The 25,309-nt window shown below is 64.6% G+C and carries 27 protein-coding genes; 17 read left to right on the top strand and 10 right to left on the bottom strand.

The annotated features are described in order from the left end of the window. Window positions 1-4: 4 nt before the first annotated feature. Window positions 5-1,036, top strand: a complete 1,032-nt coding sequence (locus ACZI8Q_RS10250) for an alpha/beta fold hydrolase (RefSeq protein WP_463373403.1) — start codon at window positions 5-7, stop codon at window positions 1,034-1,036. A gap of 36 nt (window positions 1,037-1,072) precedes the next feature. Here ACZI8Q_RS10250 and purU read toward each other — a convergent pair whose 3' ends face one another. Together purU and ACZI8Q_RS10240 are read right to left on the bottom strand one after the other, a co-directional pair. Then, the gene (purU, locus tag ACZI8Q_RS10245; RefSeq protein ID WP_463373402.1) at window positions 1,073-1,957 is read right to left on the bottom strand and encodes a formyltetrahydrofolate deformylase; all 885 of its coding nucleotides are present in this window, start codon (window positions 1,955-1,957) and stop codon (window positions 1,073-1,075) included. 237 nt (window positions 1,958-2,194) lie between these two features. After that, on the bottom strand, window positions 2,195-3,064 hold the full coding sequence (locus ACZI8Q_RS10240; protein ID WP_463373401.1) for a class I SAM-dependent methyltransferase: 870 nt from the start codon (window positions 3,062-3,064) through the stop codon (window positions 2,195-2,197). 77 nt (window positions 3,065-3,141) lie between these two features. Between ACZI8Q_RS10240 and deoC the strand changes: the two genes are divergently transcribed. The 3 genes from deoC to ACZI8Q_RS10225 all read left to right on the top strand — a co-directional run bounded on the left by deoC (window position 3,142) and on the right by ACZI8Q_RS10225 (window position 4,748). Further along, a complete protein-coding gene (gene deoC, locus ACZI8Q_RS10235; protein ID WP_463373400.1) occupies window positions 3,142-3,804 on the top strand; it encodes a deoxyribose-phosphate aldolase in 663 nt (220 codons plus the stop codon). A 24-nt stretch (window positions 3,805-3,828) separates the two neighbouring features. Beyond that, the gene (locus tag ACZI8Q_RS10230; RefSeq protein ID WP_463373399.1) at window positions 3,829-4,053 is read left to right on the top strand and encodes a hypothetical protein; all 225 of its coding nucleotides are present in this window, start codon (window positions 3,829-3,831) and stop codon (window positions 4,051-4,053) included. A 320-nt stretch (window positions 4,054-4,373) separates the two neighbouring features. Then, the gene (locus ACZI8Q_RS10225; protein ID WP_463373398.1) at window positions 4,374-4,748 is read left to right on the top strand and encodes a type II toxin-antitoxin system HicB family antitoxin; all 375 of its coding nucleotides are present in this window, start codon (window positions 4,374-4,376) and stop codon (window positions 4,746-4,748) included. Window positions 4,749-4,784: 36 nt separating this feature from the next. Here the strand turns inward: ACZI8Q_RS10225 and ACZI8Q_RS10220 are convergent, their stop codons facing one another. Further along, window positions 4,785-5,549, bottom strand: coding sequence for an LmeA family phospholipid-binding protein (locus tag ACZI8Q_RS10220; protein ID WP_463373397.1), 765 nt, complete (start codon window positions 5,547-5,549; stop codon window positions 4,785-4,787). 110 nt (window positions 5,550-5,659) lie between these two features. Between ACZI8Q_RS10220 and ACZI8Q_RS10215 the strand changes: the two genes are divergently transcribed. Further along, the gene (locus ACZI8Q_RS10215) at window positions 5,660-6,274 is read left to right on the top strand and encodes a type IV toxin-antitoxin system AbiEi family antitoxin domain-containing protein (RefSeq protein WP_463373396.1); all 615 of its coding nucleotides are present in this window, start codon (window positions 5,660-5,662) and stop codon (window positions 6,272-6,274) included. A gap of 2 nt (window positions 6,275-6,276) precedes the next feature. On the opposite strand, the gene ACZI8Q_RS10210 is transcribed toward ACZI8Q_RS10215, so the two are convergent. The 3 genes from ACZI8Q_RS10210 to ACZI8Q_RS10200 form a co-directional block, all read right to left on the bottom strand. Continuing rightward, window positions 6,277-7,080: a class I SAM-dependent methyltransferase gene (locus ACZI8Q_RS10210; protein ID WP_463373508.1), complete on the bottom strand. Its 804-nt coding sequence runs from the start codon at window positions 7,078-7,080 to the stop codon at window positions 6,277-6,279. 76 nt (window positions 7,081-7,156) lie between these two features. Then, on the bottom strand, window positions 7,157-7,660 hold the full coding sequence (locus ACZI8Q_RS10205; RefSeq protein WP_463373395.1) for a DUF2505 domain-containing protein: 504 nt from the start codon (window positions 7,658-7,660) through the stop codon (window positions 7,157-7,159). A 52-nt stretch (window positions 7,661-7,712) separates the two neighbouring features. Then, entirely contained in the window at window positions 7,713-8,210 is a 498-nt protein-coding gene (locus ACZI8Q_RS10200) for a DUF2505 domain-containing protein (RefSeq protein ID WP_463373394.1), read from the bottom strand. A 25-nt stretch (window positions 8,211-8,235) separates the two neighbouring features. Between ACZI8Q_RS10200 and ACZI8Q_RS10195 the strand changes: the two genes are divergently transcribed. Together ACZI8Q_RS10195 and ACZI8Q_RS10190 are read left to right on the top strand one after the other, a co-directional pair. Further along, entirely contained in the window at window positions 8,236-9,327 is a 1,092-nt protein-coding gene (locus ACZI8Q_RS10195) for a UDP-N-acetylmuramate dehydrogenase (RefSeq protein WP_463373393.1), read from the top strand. Window positions 9,328-9,358: 31 nt separating this feature from the next. After that, window positions 9,359-10,528: a L,D-transpeptidase gene (locus tag ACZI8Q_RS10190; RefSeq protein WP_463373392.1), complete on the top strand. Its 1,170-nt coding sequence runs from the start codon at window positions 9,359-9,361 to the stop codon at window positions 10,526-10,528. A gap of 146 nt (window positions 10,529-10,674) precedes the next feature. Here ACZI8Q_RS10190 and ACZI8Q_RS10185 read toward each other — a convergent pair whose 3' ends face one another. Then, window positions 10,675-11,424 (bottom strand): SDR family NAD(P)-dependent oxidoreductase, encoded by a 750-nt coding sequence (locus tag ACZI8Q_RS10185; protein ID WP_463373391.1) that lies wholly within the window; start codon window positions 11,422-11,424, stop codon window positions 10,675-10,677. A 309-nt stretch (window positions 11,425-11,733) separates the two neighbouring features. Between ACZI8Q_RS10185 and ACZI8Q_RS10180 the strand changes: the two genes are divergently transcribed. After that, window positions 11,734-12,309, top strand: a complete 576-nt coding sequence (locus ACZI8Q_RS10180) for a hypothetical protein (protein ID WP_463373390.1) — start codon at window positions 11,734-11,736, stop codon at window positions 12,307-12,309. Here ACZI8Q_RS10180 and ACZI8Q_RS10175 read toward each other — a convergent pair. Further along, entirely contained in the window at window positions 12,281-13,093 is an 813-nt protein-coding gene (locus ACZI8Q_RS10175) for a class I SAM-dependent methyltransferase (RefSeq protein ID WP_463373389.1), read from the bottom strand. The genes ACZI8Q_RS10180 and ACZI8Q_RS10175 overlap by 29 nt on opposite strands. A gap of 38 nt (window positions 13,094-13,131) precedes the next feature. Continuing rightward, the gene (locus tag ACZI8Q_RS10170; protein ID WP_463373388.1) at window positions 13,132-13,905 is read right to left on the bottom strand and encodes a PIG-L family deacetylase; all 774 of its coding nucleotides are present in this window, start codon (window positions 13,903-13,905) and stop codon (window positions 13,132-13,134) included. 35 nt (window positions 13,906-13,940) lie between these two features. Between ACZI8Q_RS10170 and ACZI8Q_RS10165 the strand changes: the two genes are divergently transcribed. The 8 genes from ACZI8Q_RS10165 (at window position 13,941) to ACZI8Q_RS10130 (ending at window position 22,776) form a co-directional block, all read left to right on the top strand. After that, on the top strand, window positions 13,941-14,813 hold the full coding sequence (locus ACZI8Q_RS10165; RefSeq protein ID WP_463373387.1) for an alpha/beta fold hydrolase: 873 nt from the start codon (window positions 13,941-13,943) through the stop codon (window positions 14,811-14,813). A 33-nt stretch (window positions 14,814-14,846) separates the two neighbouring features. Next, window positions 14,847-16,202, top strand: coding sequence for a D-inositol-3-phosphate glycosyltransferase (gene mshA / locus ACZI8Q_RS10160; RefSeq protein ID WP_463373386.1), 1,356 nt, complete (start codon window positions 14,847-14,849; stop codon window positions 16,200-16,202). Then, the gene (locus tag ACZI8Q_RS10155) at window positions 16,199-16,693 is read left to right on the top strand and encodes a type III secretion system chaperone family protein (protein WP_463373385.1); all 495 of its coding nucleotides are present in this window, start codon (window positions 16,199-16,201) and stop codon (window positions 16,691-16,693) included. The genes mshA and ACZI8Q_RS10155 overlap by 4 nt, the downstream gene beginning before the upstream one ends. A 144-nt stretch (window positions 16,694-16,837) precedes the next feature. Further along, window positions 16,838-18,427, top strand: a complete 1,590-nt coding sequence (locus ACZI8Q_RS10150) for an AMP-binding protein (RefSeq protein WP_463373384.1) — start codon at window positions 16,838-16,840, stop codon at window positions 18,425-18,427. A 30-nt stretch (window positions 18,428-18,457) separates the two neighbouring features. Next, on the top strand, window positions 18,458-19,213 hold the full coding sequence (locus ACZI8Q_RS10145) for a phosphoglyceromutase (protein ID WP_463373383.1): 756 nt from the start codon (window positions 18,458-18,460) through the stop codon (window positions 19,211-19,213). 150 nt (window positions 19,214-19,363) lie between these two features. Continuing rightward, window positions 19,364-20,566, top strand: a complete 1,203-nt coding sequence (locus ACZI8Q_RS10140) for a sensor histidine kinase (RefSeq protein ID WP_463373382.1) — start codon at window positions 19,364-19,366, stop codon at window positions 20,564-20,566. Further along, a complete protein-coding gene (locus ACZI8Q_RS10135; RefSeq protein WP_463373381.1) occupies window positions 20,563-21,252 on the top strand; it encodes a winged helix-turn-helix domain-containing protein in 690 nt (229 codons plus the stop codon). The genes ACZI8Q_RS10140 and ACZI8Q_RS10135 overlap by 4 nt, the downstream gene beginning before the upstream one ends. A gap of 192 nt (window positions 21,253-21,444) precedes the next feature. After that, window positions 21,445-22,776, top strand: coding sequence for an NAD(P)/FAD-dependent oxidoreductase (locus ACZI8Q_RS10130; protein WP_463373380.1), 1,332 nt, complete (start codon window positions 21,445-21,447; stop codon window positions 22,774-22,776). Window positions 22,777-22,856: 80 nt separating this feature from the next. On the opposite strand, the gene ACZI8Q_RS10125 is transcribed toward ACZI8Q_RS10130, so the two are convergent. Next, complete coding sequence (locus tag ACZI8Q_RS10125; RefSeq protein ID WP_463373379.1) at window positions 22,857-23,654, bottom strand: alpha/beta fold hydrolase; 798 nt, start codon at window positions 23,652-23,654, stop codon at window positions 22,857-22,859. 352 nt (window positions 23,655-24,006) lie between these two features. On the opposite strand from ACZI8Q_RS10125, the gene ACZI8Q_RS10120 reads away from it, so the two are divergent. Next, window positions 24,007-25,302, top strand: a complete 1,296-nt coding sequence (locus tag ACZI8Q_RS10120; protein WP_463373507.1) for a lipase family protein — start codon at window positions 24,007-24,009, stop codon at window positions 25,300-25,302. Window positions 25,303-25,309: the final 7 nt, after the last annotated feature.

Below are 25,309 nucleotides of genomic sequence, written 5' to 3'. Positions count from 1 at the left end.
TTCGATGTTCGGTAGTTCGAAGACGTCCAAGCGCCGTGCGGTGTATGCGGCGCTGGGAGTTGGAGCAGTGGCGGGGGCGGCCGGGTTCGCGCTCAGCCGTCGGAACCGGCAGGCGGTGACACTGTCCACGGATCTCGCGCCGAACGCATTGCTCGCCGAACCCACTGCACCGCTCACGACGAGCGAGGTCGTCACCGATGACGGGACCGTCCTGCACGTCCGTACGTACGGCCGCGAGGACGGCGAGCCGATCGTTCTCGTCCACGGCTGGTCGTGCTCGATCGAATACTGGTATCCGCAGATCAACGCCCTGGCCGACAAGTATCGTGTCATCGCGTACGACCTCCGGGGGCATGGTCGCAGCACCGTGGGAACCGAGTCGATGAAGACCGAGTTGCTGGGTAGCGACCTGGACGCAGTCCTTCGCGCCACGGTGCACGACGGTGAGAAGGCCGTGGTGGTGGGGCACAGTATGGGCGGGATGAGCATCATGGCCTGGGCGCAGGCGTATCCCGACCACGTGGAGCGGTTCGCGAAGGCCGTCATGCTCGCAAGTACGGCTACGGACCGCCTGATCCCCGAGGCCACGGTGATCCCGTTGCCGCGTCGTTTTCCGCGGATCCCCGTGCCGGTCGGGCGCGCGCTGATCGGTGCCGCCGTCCCCATCCACGCAACGCCGATCACCACTCGTGCCATCCAATATGCCACGATGTCACCGAACTCCACAGCGGCTGAGGTCGCCTTCTGCGAGAAGATTCTTCGCGAATGTCCTCCCCGTACCCGCGGCGGATGGGGAATCGCGCTCAGCACCTTGGATGTTCAGGACGGGTTGGCAAAACTGACCGTCCCCACAACAGTTTTGGTGGGCTCGGTGGACAAGCTGACACCGCAGAGTCACTCCCGCAAACTCGCGCGCACCCTCGACGACGCCGACAACCTTCAGCGGTTGATCGTGCTGCCGAGCGTGGGTCACATGAGCACCATCGAAGATCCGGACTCGGTGAACGTGGAGATCACGAGACTGGCTTCTCTGTAACACCGAGCGGTTCGCGGCTCTGGATCCGAGCCTGGATCAGCTGAACACGACGGTTTTCCGCCCGTGCACGAGAATGCGGTCCTCGAGGTGCCAGCGGAGCCCACGGGAGAGGACCAGCTTCTCGATGTCGCGTCCCTGTCGAACCATGTCGGTCACCGCATCGGCATGGTCGACACGGATCACGTCCTGCTCGATGATCGGACCCGCGTCGAGTTCTGCGGTCACGTAGTGGCATGTGGCGCCGATCAGTTTCACGCCGCGGGTGAATGCTTGGTGGTATGGACGAGCGCCGACGAACGACGGCAGGAAGCTGTGGTGAATATTGATCGCCCGGCCTGCCCAGTGCTCGCACAACTGTGCAGGGAGCACCTGCATGAAACGGGCGAGAACGACCGCGTGCGGATCGTGGGCGTCGACGAGTTCGCGCACTCGATCGAACGACGGACCGCGTTGTGCGGGGTCTTTCGAGAACGGCACGTGGTGGAAGTCGATGCCGTGCCGCCGGGTGACGTCCTCGAGGTCGGGATGATTGCCGATGACGGCCGCGATCTCGGCGGGGAGCTCGCCACCGGCTGCGCGCCCGAGCAGGTCGTGCAGGCAGTGCCCCTCTTTGCTGACCAGGAGAACCACTCGCTTCGGTTCACGCGTGTCGTGCAGCGACCATTCGGTGTCCGGGCCGAGCTCGGCCGCAACGCCTGCAAATCTCGCGCGCAGTTCGTCGACGCTCATGCTCACGGAGGATGCACGTACGGCCTGCCTGGTGAAGAACCAGCCGCTGTCCGCGTCCGCGTGATAGGCCGCCTCGACGATCCAGCCGCCCACCTCGGTGAGGAAGGCGGAGATGCGGGCGACGATACCGGTTTGGTCGCGGCAGCCCAGGGAGATGACGAATCGGTGATCGTCGGTGGCAGAAGCGGTCATGCACGCATTCTCTCAGTACCCGGAGTCTCGGCGCCCGTACGGTCCACTACTCACCTGATCGAGCACGCCAAGCCGACGTCGCCAGCAACGCCGAGGTCGGCGTCCAGATGGTCCGCTCGGGGAAGGACGGTGAGAGTCCGTTGACGACAGTGGCGCCGCCCATGACACCGACGACACCGGTGAGAAGCCTCCGGCGGGAGCGGCTCGACGATGTGCGAGGTCGTGATCGGGGGCGTTTCAGGAGGGGCTTGGGGTGCCGAATCCCCGCACCACTGCGGTGGCGACGAGGGTACCGGCGTCGATCGTATGGACCGCGCGTTCCGCCAGAAGATCCAGAAATCGGACGCGGATTGCATCGACCTGCGCACTGTCGAGGCCGGTCAGGACCGACCGTAGCGCCCCTCCGAGGACGAGATTCCAGGCGAACTCGGGTGTGGCGGGTACGAGGTTGGACAGCTCGTGTACCTGCACCGCGCCCGTTCCGGCGGTGATCAGCCACTCGCGCAAGCCGTCCGGGGTGTCGATCGCCGCCCGCGCGTCGCGGCTTGCGCTCGCGTCCGTATCCGCGTCGGCGTGTGTCGGGTTATGGACATCGGCCACGGCCGTCATGAACGCATCACGAAACTCGTCCAATGCACCCCTGCGCCACACGGTGACGCCGACGCGTCCGCCGGGCCGGACCAAGCTGACGAGGCGCCCGAAGTCCTCGTCCATGTGGGGGAGGAGAAAGACCCCGTACGAGCAGGCGAGTACGTCGTATCCGCTCTCGTGCACATCCGATGGTGCCTCCCAGGTGGTGGCGTCGGCCTTCACGAAATCGATGTTTTGCAGCCCGCGGTCGGAGGCCACGAGACGACCGCGTTCGAGTAGTTCGTCGGACAGATCGATCGCGTGAACCCGGCCGGACGGGCCCACCGCTGCCGCGGCGGGTAGCGCCGAGGCACCCGATCCGCAGCAGACGTCGAGTATCTTCTCGCCCGGCGCGACATGCAGCTGATGGGTCAAGGCATGCGCGGCAGGAGACCAGATGGTTGCGGTGAGCCGGTCGAATTCCACTCTCGCCTCGTCGAACACCCTGCCTATTCCGCCCGCTTCGTCGCTGTCCATGCTCAGAGGTTAGTCCGGAACCGGGTTCGGTCGCCTCGTTCATGTGCAGCTCGGTCGGTTGTGCGAAGCTGTCCACCATGTCTGACACCGCGCTCACCCGTGCCCAGGTAGCTGCCATGGTCGATCACACCCTGCTCAAGCCCGAAGCCACCCCGACCGACGTCGCTGTTTTGGTGGAAGAAGCTCGATCACTCGGTGTGCTGGCGGTGTGCGTGTCGCCGTCGATGCTGCCCGTCACCGCCGAGGGGCTGGTGACTGCGGCGGTGGTCGGCTTCCCGTCGGGTAAGCATCATTCGCTGGTGAAGGCCAGCGAAGCGCGCCTCGCCGTGCAGCAGGGTGCGCAGGAGATCGACATGGTCATCGATGTCGGTGCCGCGGTGGCGGGCGATTTCAACGCGGTTCTCGCGGACGTCATCACCGTGCGTGAAGCGATCGGGGACGCCACGGTCCTGAAGGTGATCCTCGAGACCGCCGCGCTGTCGGAGGAATCGATCGTCGGAGCATGTCGGGCCGCGGAGCAAGGCGGTGCCCAGTTCGTGAAGACGTCAACCGGGTTCCATCCTGCGGGCGGCGCGACGGTCGACGCTGTGAAGCTGCTGTCCGAGACCGTCGGGGGACGGATCGGAGTCAAGGCAAGCGGTGGCATCCGGACGACGAACTCGGCACTCGACATGATTGCGGCCGGAGCGACCAGGCTCGGGCTTTCCGGCAGCAGGGCCGTGCTCGAAGGGTTGCAATAGCAGGAGCGGGGAGAGGGTTCATGCGTGCAGATTTCCTCGAAAGTTCTGGCCCAACTTTCGGGTGACGCACCCGGTCCCGCACACGACGCCGTCCTCGGTATCGACACCCGTTACCACCTCGGTTTGCGCCGATCCTCGCCCCGGCCGGCATTCGGTTCGCCGGACGGCCGTGCCTTCGGAACCCCGGGCGCAGGCGGTCGACCGGGTTTGCGGACACGACAACGGGCATCGGATTCGGTTGCACCATGAACCGGCTCAGTCTTGCGCTCGAGGACGACATTCGCACTCGGAAGCTCGAGTGAGCGGTGTTCTCGATCTTGGGTTGATCCTCGCTGCGGGAGATCGTCGGGTCTGGCCCACGTTCTCGAGACACGGAATTCTCGAACCTCGGTGCCGCAAACTATACGTCTATCCCGCACTAGACGGTGATGTCTAGTGCGGGATAGACTGGGTTTTCGACGAAGCGGCGAACTCTGATCAGAGTCATCGCCGGAGAGGCAAAGCGTCAGGGCGTCGACCGATGTCATCTACAGGCAGGCCGCGGAGAAGCTGGGGAAGGACGGGTGGAAGTGATGCGCTACACAGCCAATGCAAGCCGAGACGGCCGGTTCTGGCTCGTCCATATCCCTGAGATCGATCAGTGGACTCAGGCGCGGTCCCTGAAAGAGATCCGCGAGATGGCCGTCGATCTCGTTCATCTCATGACCGATGTTTCGGTCCAGTCGATCGAGCTGGACGTACACCTCGAGATGCCCGAAGGGGTGCAGTCGCATCTGCGGCGGTCCGCGGAACTGCGTGAGCAGGCCGCTGCCGCTAACCATGAAGCAGCCGAAGAATCCCGCAAGGCGGCCCGCGAACTCAAAGAGCAGGGCATGTCGGTGCGCGACATCGGTCAACTACTCGAAGTGTCGTTCCAGCGCGCACACCAACTCGTGAGCTCCTAGGAACCGCCGGTCGAGTGCGACGGAGTCGACGTCAGCTCAGACGAGCACGCCGCAGCTTCCCTCCAGCTCCTGCTGCTGACTGGGGTCCTGGGCGGGCATGGTGTAGGAACCACCCTCGAGTGCGATGTCGATGGCCTCGTCTGTGACGGTGACGGAGGTCGGCGCCATCCCCAGCGGGTACGTCTGCAGGCTGTCGGTCAGAGTCCGGACGATCCCGTCGACCAAGTCCGTGGGGAGTCCGAAGCCGAGAATCTCGGCCCCTACGGTTTCGACATTGACGGTTCCGCCTGCCGCGGTCGGCTTGACAGTCATCTCGGCGAGTCCGGCCGGGCCGACGGAGAACGTCAGGGTGCCGGCGTTCGAATCTGCTTCCACGCCGCTGATCAGGCCGCCGAACGCTTGCTCCTGCAACGTGGCGAGTATGCCTTCCGTCGTCCAGTGAACGTCGGCCTGTGAGCTTCCGATGGTGCCACTGCTCTCGGCGGTTCGCTCGAGTCGGATGTCGTCGACGCGGGCGTGGACTTCCATTTGCCGGGCAGGCCCGAACGACGAGTCGTCACTGTCGATGGTGATGTACGGGACCTCGTTGTCGAGGGACTGGAGAAGAACCGGCTTCCACGCCAACCCGACATCGACCTGGGATCCGAGCTGCGTCTCGAACTGTTGGGCCATGCACGACTTCACCTGATGGCGTACGAACAACTCGGCGGCGATCAGCGCCACCACGAGAGCGGCTACGACGATCATCACGATCAGGAGAACTCGATTGCGTCCGGGTGATGTTTTCGTTCGGGCAGACATTCCACGAATTGTTCCTGAGAACTATGAACAAAATCTGTGAATGGGGGATGGGCAGGTAAGTATCTGCACAAAATGTGATGCATGACACAATTGCGTCGTAATGTGGGGACATGACGGGTTGGACGGGCGCACGCGCCGACAGCGGCGATTCTGGTGCGGAACAGTCTTTGCATGAGCTGGCTGCCGCACAAGCCGGCTTCTTCACGGCAGCGCAGGCACTGCAGGTCGGGTACTCCACCGAGATGTTGGGTACTCAGGTCGTCCGCGGGTCCTGGATCAAGGTCGAGCGCGACCTGTTTCGGGCGGCGGATGCTCCGCACACCGATTTCGAGGCATTCGCCAAATGGTGCACATGGTTCGGAACCGCAGCGGCGGTATCCCACCAGAGTGCGGCAGAACTGCACGGACTCGGGCATCTGTACCCGCGGTTCATTCACTTCTCGACCGTGATGGCGCCGCCCACTCCCACCCGGGAGTTGGCGTTGCACCGACGATCGGTGGGGTCACAGGACTGCGAAACGATCGGCCCCCTGCGTATCACCACGCCACAGCGCACAGCGCTCGATCTGGCGGCGGGCGGCATCTCGCAGGAGCTGCTCGACGAGGTTGTGGCCGACGGCGTCGCGATCGGGCGACTCGATGCTCATGCACTTCACGAAGAGAGTTCGACGTGTGGGGCGCCGGTGGCACAGCGCATCGAACGCGCGCTCGCTACATGTAGATGAGATCAGCGGGAGTTCGGTGCCACCACGTTCCACGGCACCGTCAGGAGGCAATCGCGCAACGGCCTGCGCTGAATCCGAACCGGCAGGCCCTGCGATTTCAGCATTTCCAGGGTGGCTCGCCATCGAACGCGCGGTCCGAACGAACCGTGTGGTGCTGCAACTGCCCACGCCCGATCCACATGGGCGAGAAGTTCGTGAATCGGTTCACCGGGCACGTTGCGGTGGATGAGGGCTTTGGGTAAGCGCTCCGCGAGGTCGGATGGACGCTCGGACGCGAACGGGTCCCACGCCAAGGTGAGTGAAAGCGGACGCTGGTCGTCGAGCAACACCCACGTGCAGCGGCGCCCCAATTCGTCGCAGGTGCCTTCCACGATCAGCCCGCCCGGTGCGAGACCGGACTGCAGACGCGCCCAAGCCGGAGCGACAGCCTCCTCGGGATACTGGCGTAGCACGTTGAACGCCCGCACCAGCACCGGTCGCAGCCCCGCCATTTCGAACCCGCCACGCGCGAAGCTGACGCCGTCACGCCCCGGTGCGACGCGAGTCGGATCGATCTCGAGTCCGATCACACGCCGGTCGCTGCGGACGGCCTGCAACCTGGACGCCATTTCGAATGTCGTGTTCGGGCGCGCGCCGTAGCCGAGATCGACCACCAGTGGATCGGCGGCCCGTTGCAGGGCTCTGCGTACGAGGCGATCGTGCACCATCCAACGGTCACATCGTCGAAGCCGGTTGATTCCGGTCGTGCCGCGAGTGATGATGCCGTCGGGTTTGGTGGGGGACCGTTGCGGCCATTGTGGAGACAGTTGCGACCGCTGTGGAGACAGTTGCGACCGCTGTGGAGACAGTGGAGTCCGGGTCGCAACGACCGTGCTCACTGGTTCATGACTGTTCGGAGAGCCATGTGTCCGTGATTTCGGCCTCGGCGCGGAACAGGTCGATGAGGTTCACGAGCATCAACTGCTCGAGTTTGCTGCCGACGAAAGGTAGGTACACCTTCGCCTCCGACGACGTACGGAACGTGCACCCGGTATCGGTGGTGAACAGTTCCATCGTTCCGGTGAGGCTGCCGGGGCCTGCCGGAATCGACGCCTCGTACTTGGCCGTCGTCGGCTCACCGAAAGCGGTGTAGCTCTCCTTGCGAGTGATGACCATGTCCTTCTTGATCACGGTTTGCGCGATCTCCGGCAGTTCGGAGCGCGGCAGGATGTGATGCAGGACGACTTCGATGCCGGCCTCCGACACATCCAACGACTCGACATGGTTCTCGGAGTACTTGCGCATCTCCTCGATCCGCGCGTCCCAGTAATCGCGGTTGCTGAAGGCGCCGTACACCTGTTCGGCGGTGTACTTGTAGCGGGCTGAATAGTCGATACGGCGAGCCATGATCGGCAAGGTTACCGGCTCGGCGCCTCATCGCGAATCCGTGCTGGTGTTTTCAGCGCGCGAGCCAACTCCGGGTGAACTCCCGTTCCCGCTCGATGAGCTCCATTACCTGCTCGGCGATGGCGGATTCGATCTTGCCGCCGACCAATGGAATCTTCACGACGACTTCGGCTGCGACGTCGACTCTGGCGCCCTCGGCGTGAGCAGAAAGCTTCTGCGTACCGCTGATCTTCGCGGGAGCGTCCTGGACCTCGGCAGCGAAGGTTCCGGTCGCTTCGTCGGCATTGAGCCCTGCCCAGGTCTCGGAGCGCTTGATGAAGAGATCGCCCGGACGGATTTTCGTGACCACACCGGGAAGGTGCTCGGCGGCAATGGCCTGCGTCATACGAACCGCCACCGTTCCGTCGCCGACGGTCACCTCGTCGAGAGTCGCACCATCTCCGCCCACCTCGGCAATTCGGTCGCGCCAGTACTGCTCGGACGTGAGTGCGGAGTGCACCTGTGCGGCGGGAAACGGGTAGGTCGCAGAATGCTCGATGCGTCGGGTCACGACGGGCACGTTACCGTTTGCGGTTGTGTGGGATGTGAGCATCAGTAGTCAACTCGTCGATTCGGGCGCTTTCGTGTCCGCGGAGATCGACCTTTCGGGTTTCACCACTCTGCGTCTGGGTGGTCCGGCCACACTCTTCGCCGAATGTCCCACGACGCAGGTCCTGATCGACGTCATGCGCCTGCTGGACGCTGCGCGCATCCCGACGCTCGTCCTTGCCGGTGGGTCGAATCTGGTGATCGGCGATGCGGGGTTCGACGGGGTCGTGGTACGTGTGAGCAACACCATAGTCACGCTGGACGCCGGTACGGTGCGAGTCGAGGCCGGCGCGGTATGGGACGAGGTGGTTGCGCAGACCGTCGCAACGGAACTCGGCGGGCTCGAATGTCTGTCCGGGATTCCCGGGTCGGCCGGTGCGACGCCGGTCCAGAACGTCGGTGCCTACGGTGTCGAGATCGGGTCGATGATCGAGCGCGTTCAGTTGCTCGATCGCGTGACCGGTGAGGTGCGGTGGGTCGATCCGCCGGAACTGGGTTTCGGGTACCGCACCAGTGTCCTCAAACACTCCTCGGATGCGTTGGTGCTGGCAACGGAACTGGCGCTGCATACCGACGGGCTCAGTAGCCCGATCCGGTATCGCGAACTCGCGTCGGCGCTCGGCGTGGACGAGGGCGCTCGGGTGCCGTCCGCGCACGTCCGGGACACCGTGCTCGACCTCCGCAAGGGCAAGGGCATGGTGCTCGATCCCGTCGATCACGACACCTGGAGTGCCGGATCGTTCTTCACCAACCCGGTGCTCTCCGACGAGTCGTTGCCGGCGGTGCTGTCGGCGATCGAAGCGAGGCTCGGTGATGTGGCGGTGCCGCGATACCCGGCCGAGAACGGCAGCAAGCTCTCTGCGGGCTGGCTCATCGAGCGCGCCGGATTCTCGAAGGGGTATCCGGGTCCCGAGGCCCCCGCGCGCTTGTCGACGAAGCACACGCTGGCCGTCACCAACCGCGGGTCTGCGACTGCGGAAGGTTTGCTGACTCTGGCACGAACGGTGCGGGACGGCGTCGAAGGTGCATTCGGTGTCCGACTCGAACCGGAGCCGGTCATGGTCAACTGCTCGATCTGAGTGGTTCGTCAGCACAGGTAACGTGTTGACTGTGCATGAACTGACTGAACGTCATCGTCGATCACGAGTGATCGCGATGGTCACTGCACTGCTTGCCGTGGCGGTGCTGGTGGTCGGCTGCTCGGGTCGATCCGGTTCGGCGCCCACGCCCCCCGCCGAACCTGTGGTGTCGGTGACCACGAACCCGGAATCCGGTGCCACCGATGTGAGCCCGATCGCTCCGATCACCGCCACCGCATCGAAAGGCACGTTCACCGACATCTCACTGGTGAACGAGGCGGGCGACAACGTGGAAGCGACTCTGTCACCGGACCGGACGGTCTTCACCGCAGCGGAACCGCTCGGTTACGGCGCAACCTACACCTGGCACGGAACCGCGGTCGGGGCCGATGGCAAGCCGGTTGTCATCGAGAGCGAATTCACCACCCTCGAGCCCGCCGCGATTCGCGCGGCGCACCTCAACATCGGTGACGGCCAAGAAGTCGGTATCGCGGCTCCGATCATCGTGAAGTTCGACGGGCACGTCGAGAACAAGGCGGCGGCCGAGAAAGCGATGACCGTGACCACCGACCCACCCACGACCGGATCGTGGGCATGGCTGCCCGACGACCACGGCTCCCGCGCACACTGGCGCCCCCGGAACTACTGGGCGCCCGGAACCGGTGTTCACCTCGACGCGAAGCTCTACGGGCTCGAACTCGGTGACGGGGTTTACGGCCGCTCGGATCTGACACTGAACTTCCACATCGGGCGCAGTCAGATCGTGAAGGCTCATGTCCCCAGTCACCGGATGCAGGTGGTGCGCGGTGGCGAAACGGTGATGGACATCCCGGTCAGCTACGGCGAGGGCAACGAGGCACGCAACGTCACCCGCAGCGGCATTCATGTGGTGACGGAGAAGTTCGAGGACATTCTGATGTCCAACCCGCCGTACTACGAGAACGTGCGCGAACGGTTCGCGGTTCGGATTTCCAACAACGGCGAGTTCATCCACGCGAATCCGGCGACGATCGGGGTTCAGGGTGCGTCGAACGTCACGAACGGGTGCATCAACCTGTCACTCGAAGACGCGCAGCAGTACTTCGGTATCGCCATGTACGGCGATCCGGTCGAGGTGAGCGGAACGTCGATCGCACTCTCCGCTGCGGACGGCGACATCTACGACTGGGCGATCGACTGGCCAACCTGGCAGTCGATGTAGGCGCTTCGCGTCGGTGAGTGGTGTTGGTCTGCCGTGGGGGGCCAACCAACCACAGGCGGGGCCGATGGGCGTGGGCCAACGGTGTTTGTGTTGGTGGGGGCTGGGGGGGTGTGTGTGGTTTGCGAGTCCGTGGACTCGCAAACCACTCACCGACGGAGCCTATGGAAGCGTCCGGCCTCGGCCTGATCCCGGGGTTTCACGATGATCTGATCGAGATTCACGTGCGGCGGACGCGACGCGACGAACCCGATGATCTCGGCGACGTCTTCCGCGACGAGCGGGGTGATGCCCTCGTACACCTCGTCGGCACGTTCCTGGTCACCCTCGAAGCGAACGAGCGAGAACTCGGTTTCCACGGCGCCCGGTGCGATTTCCGTGAGTCGCACCGGCTTACCGAGCAACTCGCCACGAAGAGTGCGGTGCAATACGGCCTGCGCGTGCTTGGCGGAGGTGTAGCCGGACCCGTTGTCGTACGCGGAGAACGCAGCCACCGAGGTGACTGTGACGACGAGGCCGTCGCCGGAGTCGATCAGCTTGGGAAGCAGCGCTTTGGTGACCCGGAGCGTGCCCAGCACGTTGGTCTCCCACATCCACCGCCAGTCGTCGAGGTCGGCGTCCATGACGGTCGCAAGTCCCTTGGCGCCGCCGGCGTTGTTGACCAGCAGGTCCACCCTCGGCAGTACGGAGGTGAACGCTTCGACCGAATCCTCGTCCGTGACATCGAGTTCGAGCGCGGTGCCCCCGATGTCCTCGGCGATCTTCTGTAGGCGGTCGACGCGACGCGCACCCAGAATCACGTGATATCCCTGCGCGGCAAGGGTGCGGGCAGTGGCTTCACCGATGCCGGAGCTGGCGCCGGTGACGACGGCAGTGGGGCGGTCCTGCGAGCTGGTCATACCTCGATCCTAAAACCCTCCCCCTGTGCGTGGTTAACGAGTGTCTGGACTCGTCAACCACGCACAGGGGGTGTCACCCAGGTAGCCGGGCCCCAGCCGGCGAGAACCGCCCACCCAACCACAAAACCCCCCCCCCGGGGGGTGTTTAAACCCTCCGCCGGTCCTCCACCCCCCCCCACAGGGGGTGTCACCCAGTTCGCCGGGCCCGAGCCGGCGAGAACCGCACTCCATGCGCCCCGGCCACATTGTCGGAGACTGTGCGGCGTGCGGAACGCAGAACGCCCGCGGTTGTGGCGTTACCCTGAACGGATGAGTGATGCCACGGCAGCGTCTGCGAGAGGCGCTGGAATCGGTTGTGCGGTAGCAGGTTTCTTCGCTTCGGCGTGGTTCGGGTGGGGGATGGCCGAACCGACACCCACAGTGCTGACATGGGTGTTGCAGATCGGTGCAATCCTGGGGCTCACCGTGGCAGTAGGTGGAATGGTGCTGGCCCTTCGGAGTCCGGCCGGCAGCGACCCGATGTCCGACCCGGCGGTGCGCCGCACGTATTGGATCATCGTCGGGCTGGAATTCGGTCTCATTGCGGTCGGCTCGCTTGTTCTCGGAGCCGTCGGTATGGGCGAATGGGCGCCGGTCTGGGTGTGTGCGGCGGTGGGCGTGCACTTCGTACCGCTGGCATCGATACTTCAGGCCGACCCGTTGAAGTTTGTCGGCACGGCGTTGGTCCTCGTTGGCGGTCTGGCACTGATCGTGGGGTTTACCACCGGAGTGGCGCCCAGCACGGTCACCGGTGCAGGAGCGGGTCTGGTGCTGCTCGCGTCGGGCGCGGCGGGACTCGTCGCGGTGATGCCGCAGATCAGGCGCGCCGAGTCTCGAACAAGTTGAGCTTGTAGGTGGTGACCGGCGGCGCCCACCCGAATGCCTTCGTCAGGTAACGGTACTTTCGCGGCCACGTGCGGGCCACCGTGGGTTGTGGCGTCGCGAACGTCCGCGATTCGCGCAATCGAAGGCCGAACTGCTCGAGCGTGCTGGGATCCTCACAGGTCCATTGCATGCGCGCGGACACAGCCTTGAAGACGGGATTGCGGTCCTGGTTGTTCATCATCGCAGGACCACCTGTGTCCACCGCGAACTCGCTGCCTGGGAACGTGTCGGCGAACTGCTGCAATACCGCATGGACGCGTTCTGCCGGAAAATACAGCAGCACCGCCTCGCTCAGCAGGAAGACCGGTCCCGAACGTTCCCGAATCTGTTCGTACCAATCGGTGTCGAAAATGGAACCGGCGATCATCGTGTAACGGTCGTCGTCAGCGAAGAACTTGCGGCGCAGCGCCATGGTGTCGGCAACGTCGAGATCGAACCAACGGACGCAGCCGTTGTCCAGGCGATCGAAACGCGTCGACAACCCGCACCCGAGATCGGCGACCGTGCCGTCTGGATGCCGACGCAGGAATCGGCGTACGTACTCATCGAAGATCGAGGCCCTCAGGACCGAGCCGGGCAATGCCGGTCCGCGGAACTGTCCGAAGTCGTAGTCGATCGCGTCGACCAATTCGATCGCCTTGCGGTCACCGAGAATGGTCCGACGGTGTCGCGCGTCCTGCGCACGCCCGTACAGCGGAATCAGCAGAGTTTCCTGTATGTCGCCCAACGACACCGGTTCGACCATCCCACCAGAGTAACTTAGGTTTGCCTAATGTGTCTGGCTCACAGTGGCAGCGATGTTTCTGCGAACCCGTCCGGGGCGCCGCGCCGCCGGAACCATTCCTGACCGAACATGGCCTGCAACTGTTCTTCCGGCATCTGGAGAAACGGCCCGAAATCCCCGACCTGGGTGGCGTGGGCCTGCATGGCTTCGCGTTTCGCCGTGATGGAGCTGCGCACGTCCACGACGGTGGTGATCTCGGAATCGGGCAACCCGAAGCTGTCGAGCTCGGGCGGAGCTGCGTCGGCCGACCATTCGGGATTCGAGGCCATCAGCCGTTTGATGTGATCGCGGCTCACCGCTGCCTCGTAGACGTGATCGATGCCCGCCAACTCCGCGCCACGCACGCCGACCTGATGAACCTGCACGTGATCAGGGTGGCCGTAGCCGCCGTTGGGGTCGTAGATCGTGATGACGTCCGCGGACTCGTCGATCAGTACCTCCGCGAGGCGGCGCGCGGCATCATCGACGTCAGCGTTGCAGAAGGCGTCCGGGTTCTGGTTCTCGGCGGTACCCGCCATACCCGAATCCGCATAGTGCAGTTGCACTACGCGATGCGCACCGAGGGCGCTGATCGAGGCTTCCAGTTCGCGTCGGCGACGGGACGCCAACGTTTCTCCCTCTGCCAATAGGCCGTCGGGAAACTCGCCGAGTGCGCCGTCGGTGGCCGTCACCACCACCACGCGATGGCCGGAATCGGCAGCCTGACGCATCACCCCGCCCGTGGTGAACACTTCGTCGTCGGGATGGGCGTGGAAGCACACCAGCACACTCATGCCGCAATTTTGGCACGCGCCTCTATCGTGGCGGCATGACTGTTCGCGAAGCCGTCGGCGTCGACGGGACGTCCATTGTCTACTCGGCCCAGGGGCGAGAGGACGCGCGTCCGCTGGTGCTGCTGCACGGCTGGGCGCAGTCGTCGAAATGCTGGGGTGAGCAGGTACTCGCAGACCTCGCAGATCGCTACCGGGTGATCGCCGTGGATCTGCGTGGTCACGGACACTCCGCTGCACCGGCGACCGGATACGCGGATTCGGCGAATTGGGCGGGCGATGTGAACGCCGTGCTAGCGGCGGAGAACATTTCCGGTGGCGCGGTACTGCTCGGCTGGTCGTACGGTGGCCTCGTCATCGCGGACTACCTCGCCGAGTACGGCACCGGAGCCGTCGACGGCATCGTCCTCGTCGGTGCCATCACCAGCATCGGGCGCGGTGAACGGGGCGGCACGGTCGGCAGCGCCATGCGCGCGGCCATTCCCGGTGCCATGGCGGAAGATCCAAGGACCGCAATAAAGGCACTCGGCGCGTTCGGGACAGCTCTCACCGGGCCGGTGGACGGCAGTTTCGTGGAGGGCAGTTTCGTGGAGGGCAGTTTCGTGGAGGGCAAGGGCGTGCAGTCGCAGGCGCTGTTCGGTGCGAGTCTGGCGACCCCGCCACGGGTGCGCGCCGCGCTGTTCGACCGCGTCGCGAGCAACGACGACGTCCTGCGATCCCTAGACATACCCGCACTCGTGCTGCATGGCACCGAGGACACCGTCGTCGACGTTGCGGCCGGCCGTCACGCCGCCGAGTTGATTCCCAAAGCGCAGACATCGTTCTGGGACGGCGCGAACCACGGACTGTTCGTGGAGGACCCCGACAGGTTCGTACGTGAGGTCTGCGGCTTCGTCGACAACCTCGGTTAGAGGAGACTCGAACGGAGGGGGCAGTATGGAGGTGTGACACCCACGCACACCGCCTTACCCAGAAGGGTGGCCGTCCTGTCGGTCCACACCTCGCCCCTGGCTCAGCCGGGCACCGGGGATGCGGGCGGAATGAACGTCTACGTGCTGCAGAGCGCGATCGAAATGGCACGACGCGGAGTCGAGGTCGAGATCTTCACCCGCGCGACATCCTCGTCGGACGCGCCGGTTCGGCAGGCTGCGCCGGGCGTGCTCGTTCGTAACGTCGTCGCGGGTCCGTTCGAGGGTCTCGACAAGCAGGACCTGCCCACGCAACTGTGCGCGTTCGTGGCCGGCGTACTCCGTGAAGAGGCGCGCCACGCACCCGGGTACTACGACCTCGTCCACTCGCATTACTGGCTTTCGGGGCAGGTCGGGTGGCTGGCACGCGATCGTTGGCGGGTGCCGCTCGTGCACACCGCACACACCCTGGCGGCCGTGAAGAATCTGTCACTGGCAGACGGAGACACCCCGGAGCCGGCCGCGCGGCAGATCGGTGAACAGCAAGTGGTCGAGGAAGCGGACCGACTCGTCGCCAATACCGCCGACGAAGCAGACCATCTCGTTCAGCTGTACGGGGCCGATTCACGTCGGGTGGACGTCGTCGCCCCCGGTGCCGATCTCTCCCGCTATCGGCCCGGCGATCGGGCCGCGGCACGCGCAAAACTGGGTCTGGACCCGCGCGAGACGGTGGTGACGTTCGTCGGCCGCATCCAGCCACTCAAGGCGCCCGACGTCCTGTTGCGCGGCGCCGCGCAACTGCTGTCCCGCGACCCGGGGTTGCCGTTGCGGATCCTCGTCGTCGGTGGCCCGTCGGGGACGGGGCTGGCCCGTCCGGACTCGCTCATCGAGCTCGCCTCCACTCTCGGGATCGCGGCTCGGGTGACCTTTCTTCCTCCGCAGGCGCCCGAGCATCTCGTGGACGTGTATCGGGCGTCCGACCTTGTGGCCGTGCCGAGCTACTCGGAGTCGTTCGGATTGGTGGCAATCGAGGCGCAGGCCTGCGGAACCCCGGTGCTGGCGGCGAACGTGGGGGGCCTCGGGGTGGCCGTCCGCGACGACGAGACGGGGCTGTTGGTGGACGGTCACCGGATCGACGACTGGGCGTCCGCCCTGGGTTCGCTGGTCGCGGATCCGGGCCGGTTGACGCAGATGGCCGACCGGGCGCCCCGGCACGCCGCGGATTTCTCGTGGGAGCACACGGCGGACGGTCTGCTCGACAGTTATCGCAAGGCCACGATCGACTACAACAGCAGTAGCCACAACGACGGCGGCGCCTCGAGTGGAGAATTCGCTCAGCGTCGTGGACGCGGACGGTGGACGCTGCGCCGAACGTCAGGAGTGCGGGCATGAGCGAGACAACCGGTGACGCGGCAGCCACGATCGAGGCCGCGCTGACCGAACGGGAACTCGAGTTCACCAGGAAGGATTCGACTCATTTTCTTGTCGAACTGCCCGGTGAGAACAAGCTGAAGACCACGGTGCTGCTCACTTTGGGCAAGCACGGTGTGCGCATCGAGGCGTTCGTCTGCCGGAAGGCGGACGAGAATTTCGAGGGCGTTTACAAGTATCTGCTGCGGCGCAATCGGCGTCTGTACGGGGTGGCCTACACGATCGACAAGATCGGCGACATCTATCTGGTGGGGCGGATGTCGGAGCAGTCGGTGACAGGGGAGGAGCTCGACCGGATCCTCGGGCAGATCCTCGAGGCCGCGGATGGCGATTTCAACACACTCCTCGAATTGGGCTTCGCCAGTTCGATCAAACGTGAGTGGGAATGGCGTGTTTCGCGGGGTGAATCGTTGGCGAATCTGAAGCCGTTCGAGCACATGATCGAAGACTGACTGCCGGGTCGCGTACGGTCGGCGCGGCGCAGGGTTTTCATATTCTGTGGTGACGATCACACCATAGTGTATGTTACTAGTTGTCACACACAGTGTTTCGTGCACAGTGTTGTAGACCCGCCGCCACACCACGAGGAGAAGCCCGTGAGCTTCAAGAGTCCGTACCCGGATGTCGAAATCCCCAACGTCAGTGTCTTCGAGTTCCTGTTCGGGAAGGTCGAGGACGGCGACCTGGAACGGCCGGCTCTCGTCGACGGCGCATCGGGCGCAGTCACCGACTACCGGACACTGATCGCGCAGATCAACGGTGTAGCCGGTGCGCTGGCCGCGCGTGGCATCACGGTCGGTGACGTCGTTGCCCTCCACTCGCCGAACGTGCCCGCGTTCGCGTCCGTCTTCCACGGCATCCTGCGTGCCGGTGCCACTGCCACCACGATCAACGCCCTGTACAACGCAGACGACATCGCCAAGCAGCTGACCGATTCCAAGGCCAAGTTCGTCTTCACCGTGTCCCCGTTGCTGGCGCAGGCCGAGGCAGCGGCGTCCCAGGTCGGGATCGCGGCCGACAACGTGGTGGTGCTCGACGGAGCCGAGGGACACCCCTCGTTGAAGGATCTGCTGGTCCAGGGTGCGTCCGCCCCGGACGTGACGATCGACCCCGCCACGCACTTGGCGGTGCTGCCGTACTCCTCCGGCACGACGGGCCGACCGAAAGGCGTGATGCTCACCCACCGGAATCTGGTCGCGAACGTCTGTCAGATCAATCCACGCATGGGGATCACACCGGACGACGTCCTGCTCGCGGTGCTTCCGTTTTTTCACATCTATGGCATGACAGTGCTCCTCAACGCCGCGCTGGCCAACCGTTCGAGCCTGGTGACGATGCCGAAGTTCGATCTGGTGGAGTTCCTCGGAAACGTTTCGGAGAAGAAGTGCACGTACGTGTTCATCGCACCGCCGGTGGCGGTCGCGCTGGCCAAGCACCCGCTGGTCGCCGAGTACGACCTGTCGAGCGTGCACACCATCTTCTCCGGGGCGGCGCCGCTCGACGCCGAACTGGGGCATGCGGTGGCCAGGCGGATCGGATGCCGGGTGTTGCAGGGCTACGGGATGAGCGAGATGAGCCCGGTCAGCCATGTTATTCCGTTCGATCGTGAAGACATCGCACTCGACTCGGTCGGTCACACCATCGCGAACATGGAATGCAAACTCGTCGATCCGGCCACCGACGAAGAGATCGGCTACCCGGCGGAGGGGGTCAGCGCACAGGGCGAATTGTGGTGCAAGGGCCCGAACGTGATGGCGGGCTACCTCGGAAACGAGCAGGCAACTGCCGACACCCTGAACCCGGACGGGTATCTGCGCACCGGTGACATCGCCACGGTCGATGCCGACGGGGTGGTCACCATCGTGGACAGGCTCAAGGAACTCATCAAGTACAAGGGTTACCAGGTACCGCCCGCCGAACTCGAGGCGCTGCTGCTGACTCATCCGCAGATCACCGACGCCGCCGTCATCGGTGTGCTCGACGACGAGGGCGAAGAAGTGCCCAAGGCGTTCGTCGTGCGCGGGCAAGATGCCGAACTCGACGAGCAGCAGGTGATCGACTTCGTCGCCGAACGGGTCTCGCCGCACAAGAAGGTGCGTAAGGTGGCGTTCATCGACACCGTGCCCAAATCGGCGGCCGGAAAGATCCTCCGCAAGGACTTGCGCGCGCCGCAGACGCAGGGCTGATCGCTCACGGGTTCCGGTGCTCGTGCCAGGATGAACGGCATGAGTACCGGAACCCTTGTGCTGCTCCGTCACGGCGAGAGCGAATGGAATGCGCTGAACCTGTTCACCGGTTGGGTGGACGTGCACCTCACGGACAAGGGCGTCGCAGAAGGCAAGCGGGCGGGCGAGTTGCTCGTCGAACACGACCTGCTGCCCGACGTCCTCTACACTTCACTGCTGCGGCGTGCGATCAGCACCGCAAACATCGCCCTCGACGCTGCGGATCGGCACTGGATCCCGGTGATCCGCGACTGGCGCCTCAACGAGCGTCACTACGGTGCCCTGCAGGGCAAGAACAAGGCGCAGACCAAGGAGCAGTACGGCGACGACCAGTTCATGCTGTGGCGTCGCAGCTACGACACCCCGCCGCCCCCGATCGAGGCCGGCAGCGAATACAGCCAGGACGCGGAACCGCGATACGCGAATCTCGACGAGGTGCCGCTCACCGAATGTCTCCTCGACGTCGTGAAGCGCCTCATCCCGTACTGGGAAGAGACGATCTCCAAGGATCTGCTCGCCGGTAAGACGGTGCTGGTCGCCGCGCACGGCAACTCGTTGCGTGCCCTCGTCAAGCACCTCGACGGCGTCTCCGACGACGAGATCGCCGGTCTCAACATCCCCACCGGCATCCCGCTGCGTTACGACCTGGACGAGAACCTGCGGCCCGTCAACCCGGGCGGTACCTACCTCGACCCCGAAGCAGCGGCCGCAGGCGCCGCCGCGGTCGCGAACCAGGGCGGAAAGTAAGTTGCTCGGGCTCACCCGGGCCGAGTGCCCGGGTGAGTTCGGCGAACAGCAGGTGAACGCACGTCCAACACTGTGCGGTGTGCGCGTGACGTGCACGGAAATTGCGGAACCCTACGTAGGCCACGGGTTTTGTCTACGTACGATTCAAGCGTGAGTGTTGTTCAGGCAGTCCTTCTCGCTGCCACCGTCGGCTTCGCCGGTTATCTGGTCGGCGGCGTTCTCGTGCCGATGATCACCACCCGGTACGAGGAGCGTCGGAAGGCGCAGACCGGCCTCACGATGTCGCAAGTCCTCGACCTCATCATCCTCGCGTCGGAGAGCGGAATCGCCGTCGTCGACCAGCATCACGACGTGGTTCTCGCCAACCCACGCGCCGAGCAGTTGGGTTTGGTTCGCAATCGGCAGATCGAGGAGCGTGCCTGGGCGGCCGCCCAGCGGGTACTCGATACAGGCACCCCCGAAGAGCTGGATCTCACCAGCAAGACACCACAACGCGGCCGCGACAACATCGCTGTCCGCGTGACCGCGCGATTGCTGAGCGAAGAGGATCACAACTTCGTGGTCCTCTTCGCGGACGACGATTCCGAGCAGGTCCGGATGGAGGCGACCCGTCGCGATTTCGTCGCGAACGTAAGCCACGAGCTCAAGACTCCCGTCGGCGCGATGGGGCTCCTCGCCGAGGCGCTCCTCGAGTCCGCGGACGACCCCGACTCGGTTCGTCATTTCGGTGAACGTCTACAGAGCGAATCCGTCCGGCTCGGACGCATGGTGACCGAGTTGATCGCGCTCTCGCGCCTGCAAGGTGCGGAGAAGCTGCCCGCCCTCGACGTCGTCGATGTCGATGATGTGGTCGTCGAGGCGCTGAAACGCTGCAAGGTCAGCGCCGAGGCAGCAAACATCACCATCACCACCGATCATTCGAGTGGGCACCACGTGCTCGGCGACCGAACGCTGCTCGTCACCGCACTGTCCAACCTGATCCAGAACGCCATCGCATACTCGCCGGAAGGCACGCCGGTCACGATCAGCCGGTCCGTGCGAGACGGTGACGTGGCGATCGCCGTCACCGATCGTGGCGAGGGGATCGCGAAGGCGGACCAACAGCGAGTGTTCGAACGATTCTTCCGCGTCGACAAGGCGCGCGCACGAGCCACCGGAGGCACCGGCCTCGGACTCGCGATCGTCAAACACGTCGCGGCAAACCACAACGGGTCCATCGATCTGTGGAGTAAGCCCGGAACGGGTTCGACGTTCACGTTGCGGATCCCCGCACACGTCGAGAAACCGGACATCGATACTCACGGTGTTCGCGCCGTCGGGAAGCGAGAAACTGGCATGGAGGCCAAACGATGACAAGTGTGCTGATCGTGGAGGACGAAGAATCGCTGGCCGACCCGCTGGCGTTTCTGCTGCGCAAGGAAGGCTTCGAAGCGACCATCGTCGGCGACGGGCCGTCCGCACTGGCCGAGTTCGACCGGGTCGGCGCAGACATCGTCTTGCTCGACCTCATGCTGCCTGGCATGAGCGGAACGGATGTTTGCAAGCAGTTGCGCAGCCGCTCGGGGGTGCCGGTGATCATGGTGACCGCGCGTGACAGTGAAATCGACAAGGTTGTCGGCCTCGAACTCGGCGCGGACGATTACGTCACCAAGCCGTACTCGGCGCGCGAACTGATCGCCCGCATCCGTGCCGTATTGCGGCGGGGCATCGACACCGATCTCGACGGGGTGGTCGGCGACGGCGTCCTGGAGGCAGGACACGTGCGTATGGATGTCGAACGCCACGTCGTGCAGGTGGGCGGCGAAGCGGTCACCCTTCCACTCAAGGAGTTCGATCTGCTCGAATACCTGCTCCGCAATTCGGGCCGGGTGCTTACCCGCGGTCAGCTCATCGATCGGGTGTGGGGGGCCGACTACGTCGGTGACACCAAAACCCTCGACGTGCACGTCAAGCGGCTGCGATCGAAAATCGAGGCGGACCCGGCCAAGCCGGAACACCTCGTCACCGTGCGCGGATTGGGGTACAAGCTCGAAGCGTAGGGAGCTCCGCCCCCTGTGAGTGGTTGACGAGTGTGGGGGCTCGTCGGCCGCGCACGGGCCTTGTGCCCCCACCGAGGCGGTCGGTTTACCGAAGGCCGATCGCGGTTACTCGGGTGCGGGAACGTCGTCGATGGATGGCGATGTGACTCGAGTCGAACGCTCACCGGAAAGAAGAGCGGGAAGAGGAGAGTGATGAGCACAGATTTCGTCGGCAACACAGGTCTCGCCGACAACGCCGTGCGTGTCGTGGTTGTCGGCGCTGGTTTCGCTGGGTTCGAAGCGGCCAGGCAGATCACTCGCAAGGCCACCAAGTCGAACACGAACGTGGCGGTCACGATGGTGTCGACCGATGACTTCATGCTGTACACACCGCTGCTCCCCGAAGTGGCCGGTGGGTTGCTCGATGCACGGTTCGTGGCGGTGCCGCTGAATCAGACTCTTCCAGGAATACGCGTGATCGCGGGGCGGGTGGAGTCGGTCGATCTCGCCGGCAAAAGCATCCAGTACGTCGGTCGAGGTGGTGACAGCGCGACTGTGCAGTGGGACCGGTTGGTGCTCACGCCTGGTTCGGTCACCCGGTTGTTCGACATTCCGGGGCTGCGGGAACACGCTCTCGGTCTCAAGTCCACGACCGAAGCCCTGTATCTGCGCGATCACCTCCTGCGCGAACTCGAACTCTCCTCCCAGACGGAGGATGCCGACCTGACTGAGCAGCACCGTACTTTCGTGATCGTCGGGGCTTCATACGCCGGAACCGAACTGGTCTCGCAGATGCGTGCACTGGCCGACGAGGTCGCCGAGAAACGTCACTTCGATCCGTCGTCGGTCCGTTTCGTACTCCTCGATGTTGCGAAGCAGGTGATGCCGGAAGTCGGCGACAAACTCAGCCGCAAAGTGCTCGACGTGCTTCGACAGCGAGGTGTCGGGGTGCGGCTCGAGACGAGCCTCGAATCGGTGGCCGCCGATCATGTCGTGCTCACCGACGGGACGACGGTGCCGACTCGTACGGTGGTCTGGGCCGCTGGGGTCACGGCGAACCCATTGATCGCCACGTTGGGACTGCCCACCGAGAAGGGCCGGTTGACGGTGGGCGCCGATCTCGCGGTCGACGGCCACCCTGATGTCTTCGCCGCCGGCGATGCAGCCGCGGTTCCTGATCTGACCGAACCCGACTCGGTGACCCCGCCGACCGCACAGCATGCGATTCGACAAGGAAAAGCCCTGGCCCGCAACGTACTGGCCAGTGTCGGCAGCGGAACCGCGAAACCGTACAAGCATTCCAACCTGGGTCTCGTCGTCGACCTCGGGCCGGGGTTCGCCGTCGCGAATCCGGTGGGGGTACACCTGTCCGGATTGCCGGCGAAAGCTGTCACCCGCGGGTACCACCTGCTCTCACTGCCGCGCGGTGTGAATCGATGGGCTGTGGCGATGGGATACCTCACCGACGTTTTCGCCGACCGCTCACTCATCTCGCTCGGCACGGTCACGGGCGACGAAGCCAAGTTCTACGCGCAGGGAAGGTAGGTAGATCGGTCGCGAGCCGATTCCGGTGCGCACAGAGGTTCGGGGCTACGTGCTCGACGAGTGTCCAGGAGTAGCACTCTTCAACCGCCGTCGAGTATGAGTTCGGCGGTTTGTTCGGGCAGGTCCCAGTGTGGGAAGTGACCGCACTTGTCGAACCAGTGCAGTTCCGCTTCCGGAAAGCGTTGCAGTGCGCGCATCGCCTGACCCGGCACTGTCACGCGATCTTGCCGACCCCATCCGATGACAACCCTCCCTCGTTGGGCGCCCCGCGTGATGCCCTCTTGATCCGGTCCATGTGCGAGCGCCTCGAAAGCCGGCCAGATGCTGCGTGCCGCCTTGAAGCCTTGGAGTTCGTGGAGAACGAGGTCGGGATCCAGGGACCACGGCGCGGCAGAAAACTGCAATAGCAGGGCTGTTCGTCCCGCCGCCGATGATGTCAACGCGGGTAGCGCTGGTTGGATGTTGCGAACGAGGCCAACCGAGGCGCCCACTGACACGGCGAACACCCGCTTCTGGAATTTGCTCCAGAAGCCGCCGGGATCGAGAGCGATTGCCGTTCCGGTGTGACCGCGCCGGACCATTTCCAGAACCATGCGCGCTCCCATTGAACTGCCGACGACGTCGACGTCGCCGAGGTTGTGGACTGCAATGAAGCTTTCGACGGCGTCGGTGAGAGTCGAGATGTCGATTCTGCCGGGTATCGGTGGGCTTTTTCCGAATCCCGGTAGGTCGATCGCGATCACCTCGCGGTGGACGGCGAGAGCAGGTATCACCGGACTCCAGTTTTCGATGCTGGACCCCAATCCGTGGATCAGCAGCAACGGCTTCCCGCTGCCCGTGCGGAGATGGTTCATCGACTCAGCTTCGACAGCGCTCACGGTCGTCTCCTTTCACGACTACGGTGTGCGCGTACCCATACCGCTGAGGTCGAAACGAGTGTTTCGTCGCCTCTCGGACCCGGTTACGCCACTGTTCGAGAGACCAGGCTGATGTGCCGGCGGACGATTTCTCGGACGAGGATCAGAACTGACCGGTGCGCGTCGGGGTGCGCGAAGTGGATCGGATGCAGTGATTCTTGACACTTCTACTCAATCACGTCTAGTTTCTTGGTCGGCGAACCGCGCCGACCCGAACCCCCCGAACAAGGAGAACCGAGTGTCCGTCAGCCCACACTCTCGTCGGACGCTCGGAAAAGTCGGGACGGCATGGCGCCGCAGCGTCGCCGCACGGCTGAGGCGAGCCACCGCCATCGCCACCGTTGCCTGCGCCGGTGCGGCAACCGTCACAGGGCTGACCGCGGCGCCGGCCTCGGCAGCACCGGTCGACGACTTCTACCTTCCGCCCGCACAATTCGACGAGACCAGGGGCGCGGTGATCAAGTCCGACCCGTTGGATGTTTTCGCACTGCCGCCGACCGGGGACGGCGCATGGCCGGTGCAAGCCCAACGGATCATGTACACCTCCCGCACCCAGGACGGAGTTCCCGTTGCCGTGTCCGGAACCTACGTCGAAACGTCGGCGCCGTGGACCGGTCCGGGTGAGCGTCCGACGGTGATCGTCGCGCCGGGAACGATCGGCCAGGGCGATCAGTGCGCACCCTCGGTGGCGTTCGCGAACGGGTTGTACGCGCAGGTTGCCCCGACACCATCGATGTCGGTCAACCAGGAATCCGCCTCCACGGCATTATGGACCTCGCGGGGCGCCCGTGTGTTCGTGACCGATTACATCGGCCTCGGCACACCCGGAATCCACACCTACGTCAACCGGCGCGAGGAGGCCCACGCTGTTCTCGATGCCGCGCGTGCTGCGAACACGTTGTCCGGCACCGGAACCGACACACCCCTGCTGTTCTGGGGATACTCGCAAGGTGGTGGCGCCACCGCGGCCGCTGCGGAGTTGCAGCCCAGCTACGCACCCGAACTCAACCTGCAGGGCGTGTGGGCGGGAGCGCCGACCGCCGACCTCAACGCCGTCCTCGCCAAGGTCGACGGGACGCTCATCGGCGGCGCCATCGGTTTCGCATTGAACGGGCTCGTGGCCCGCTACCCCGAACTCGAACCCCTGATCGATCAGGTGGCCAGCGAACAGGGGCAAGCCGTTCTGCAAGAACTGAAAACGGCGTGCATCGGCGATGTCATCTTGACGAGACCGTTCCTGCGCACCAACACCCTCACCGTCGACGGGCGCAGCCTGAACGAGTGGCTGGCAGAAATGCCGGAAGCGCGGGCGGCCCTGGACGATCAGCGCATCGGCCGCCTCACCCCGACTGCCCCGGTCGTCATCACCCACGGGATCAACGACGACAGCGTCCCCTACGGGCAGGGACGACAGCTGGCCGAAGACTGGTGCGCCAACGGCGCCTCGGTACGGTTCATCACCAACCACCTGCCCCCGATCGCACCGGGAACGACAATTCCGAATCACTTCGGGCCGCAGATCATCGACGGATATCTCTCCGACACCGTGGCCAACCATCTCGTCGATCAGCTCGGCGACAAGCCCGCAACGGGATGCTCGTTCGCCTGATCGCGCA

This window comes from Rhodococcus quanlei (genome assembly GCF_055231015.1).
The sequence above is the reverse complement of the archived record's forward strand: the minus strand, read 5'-3'. Positions and strand labels throughout refer to the sequence as shown.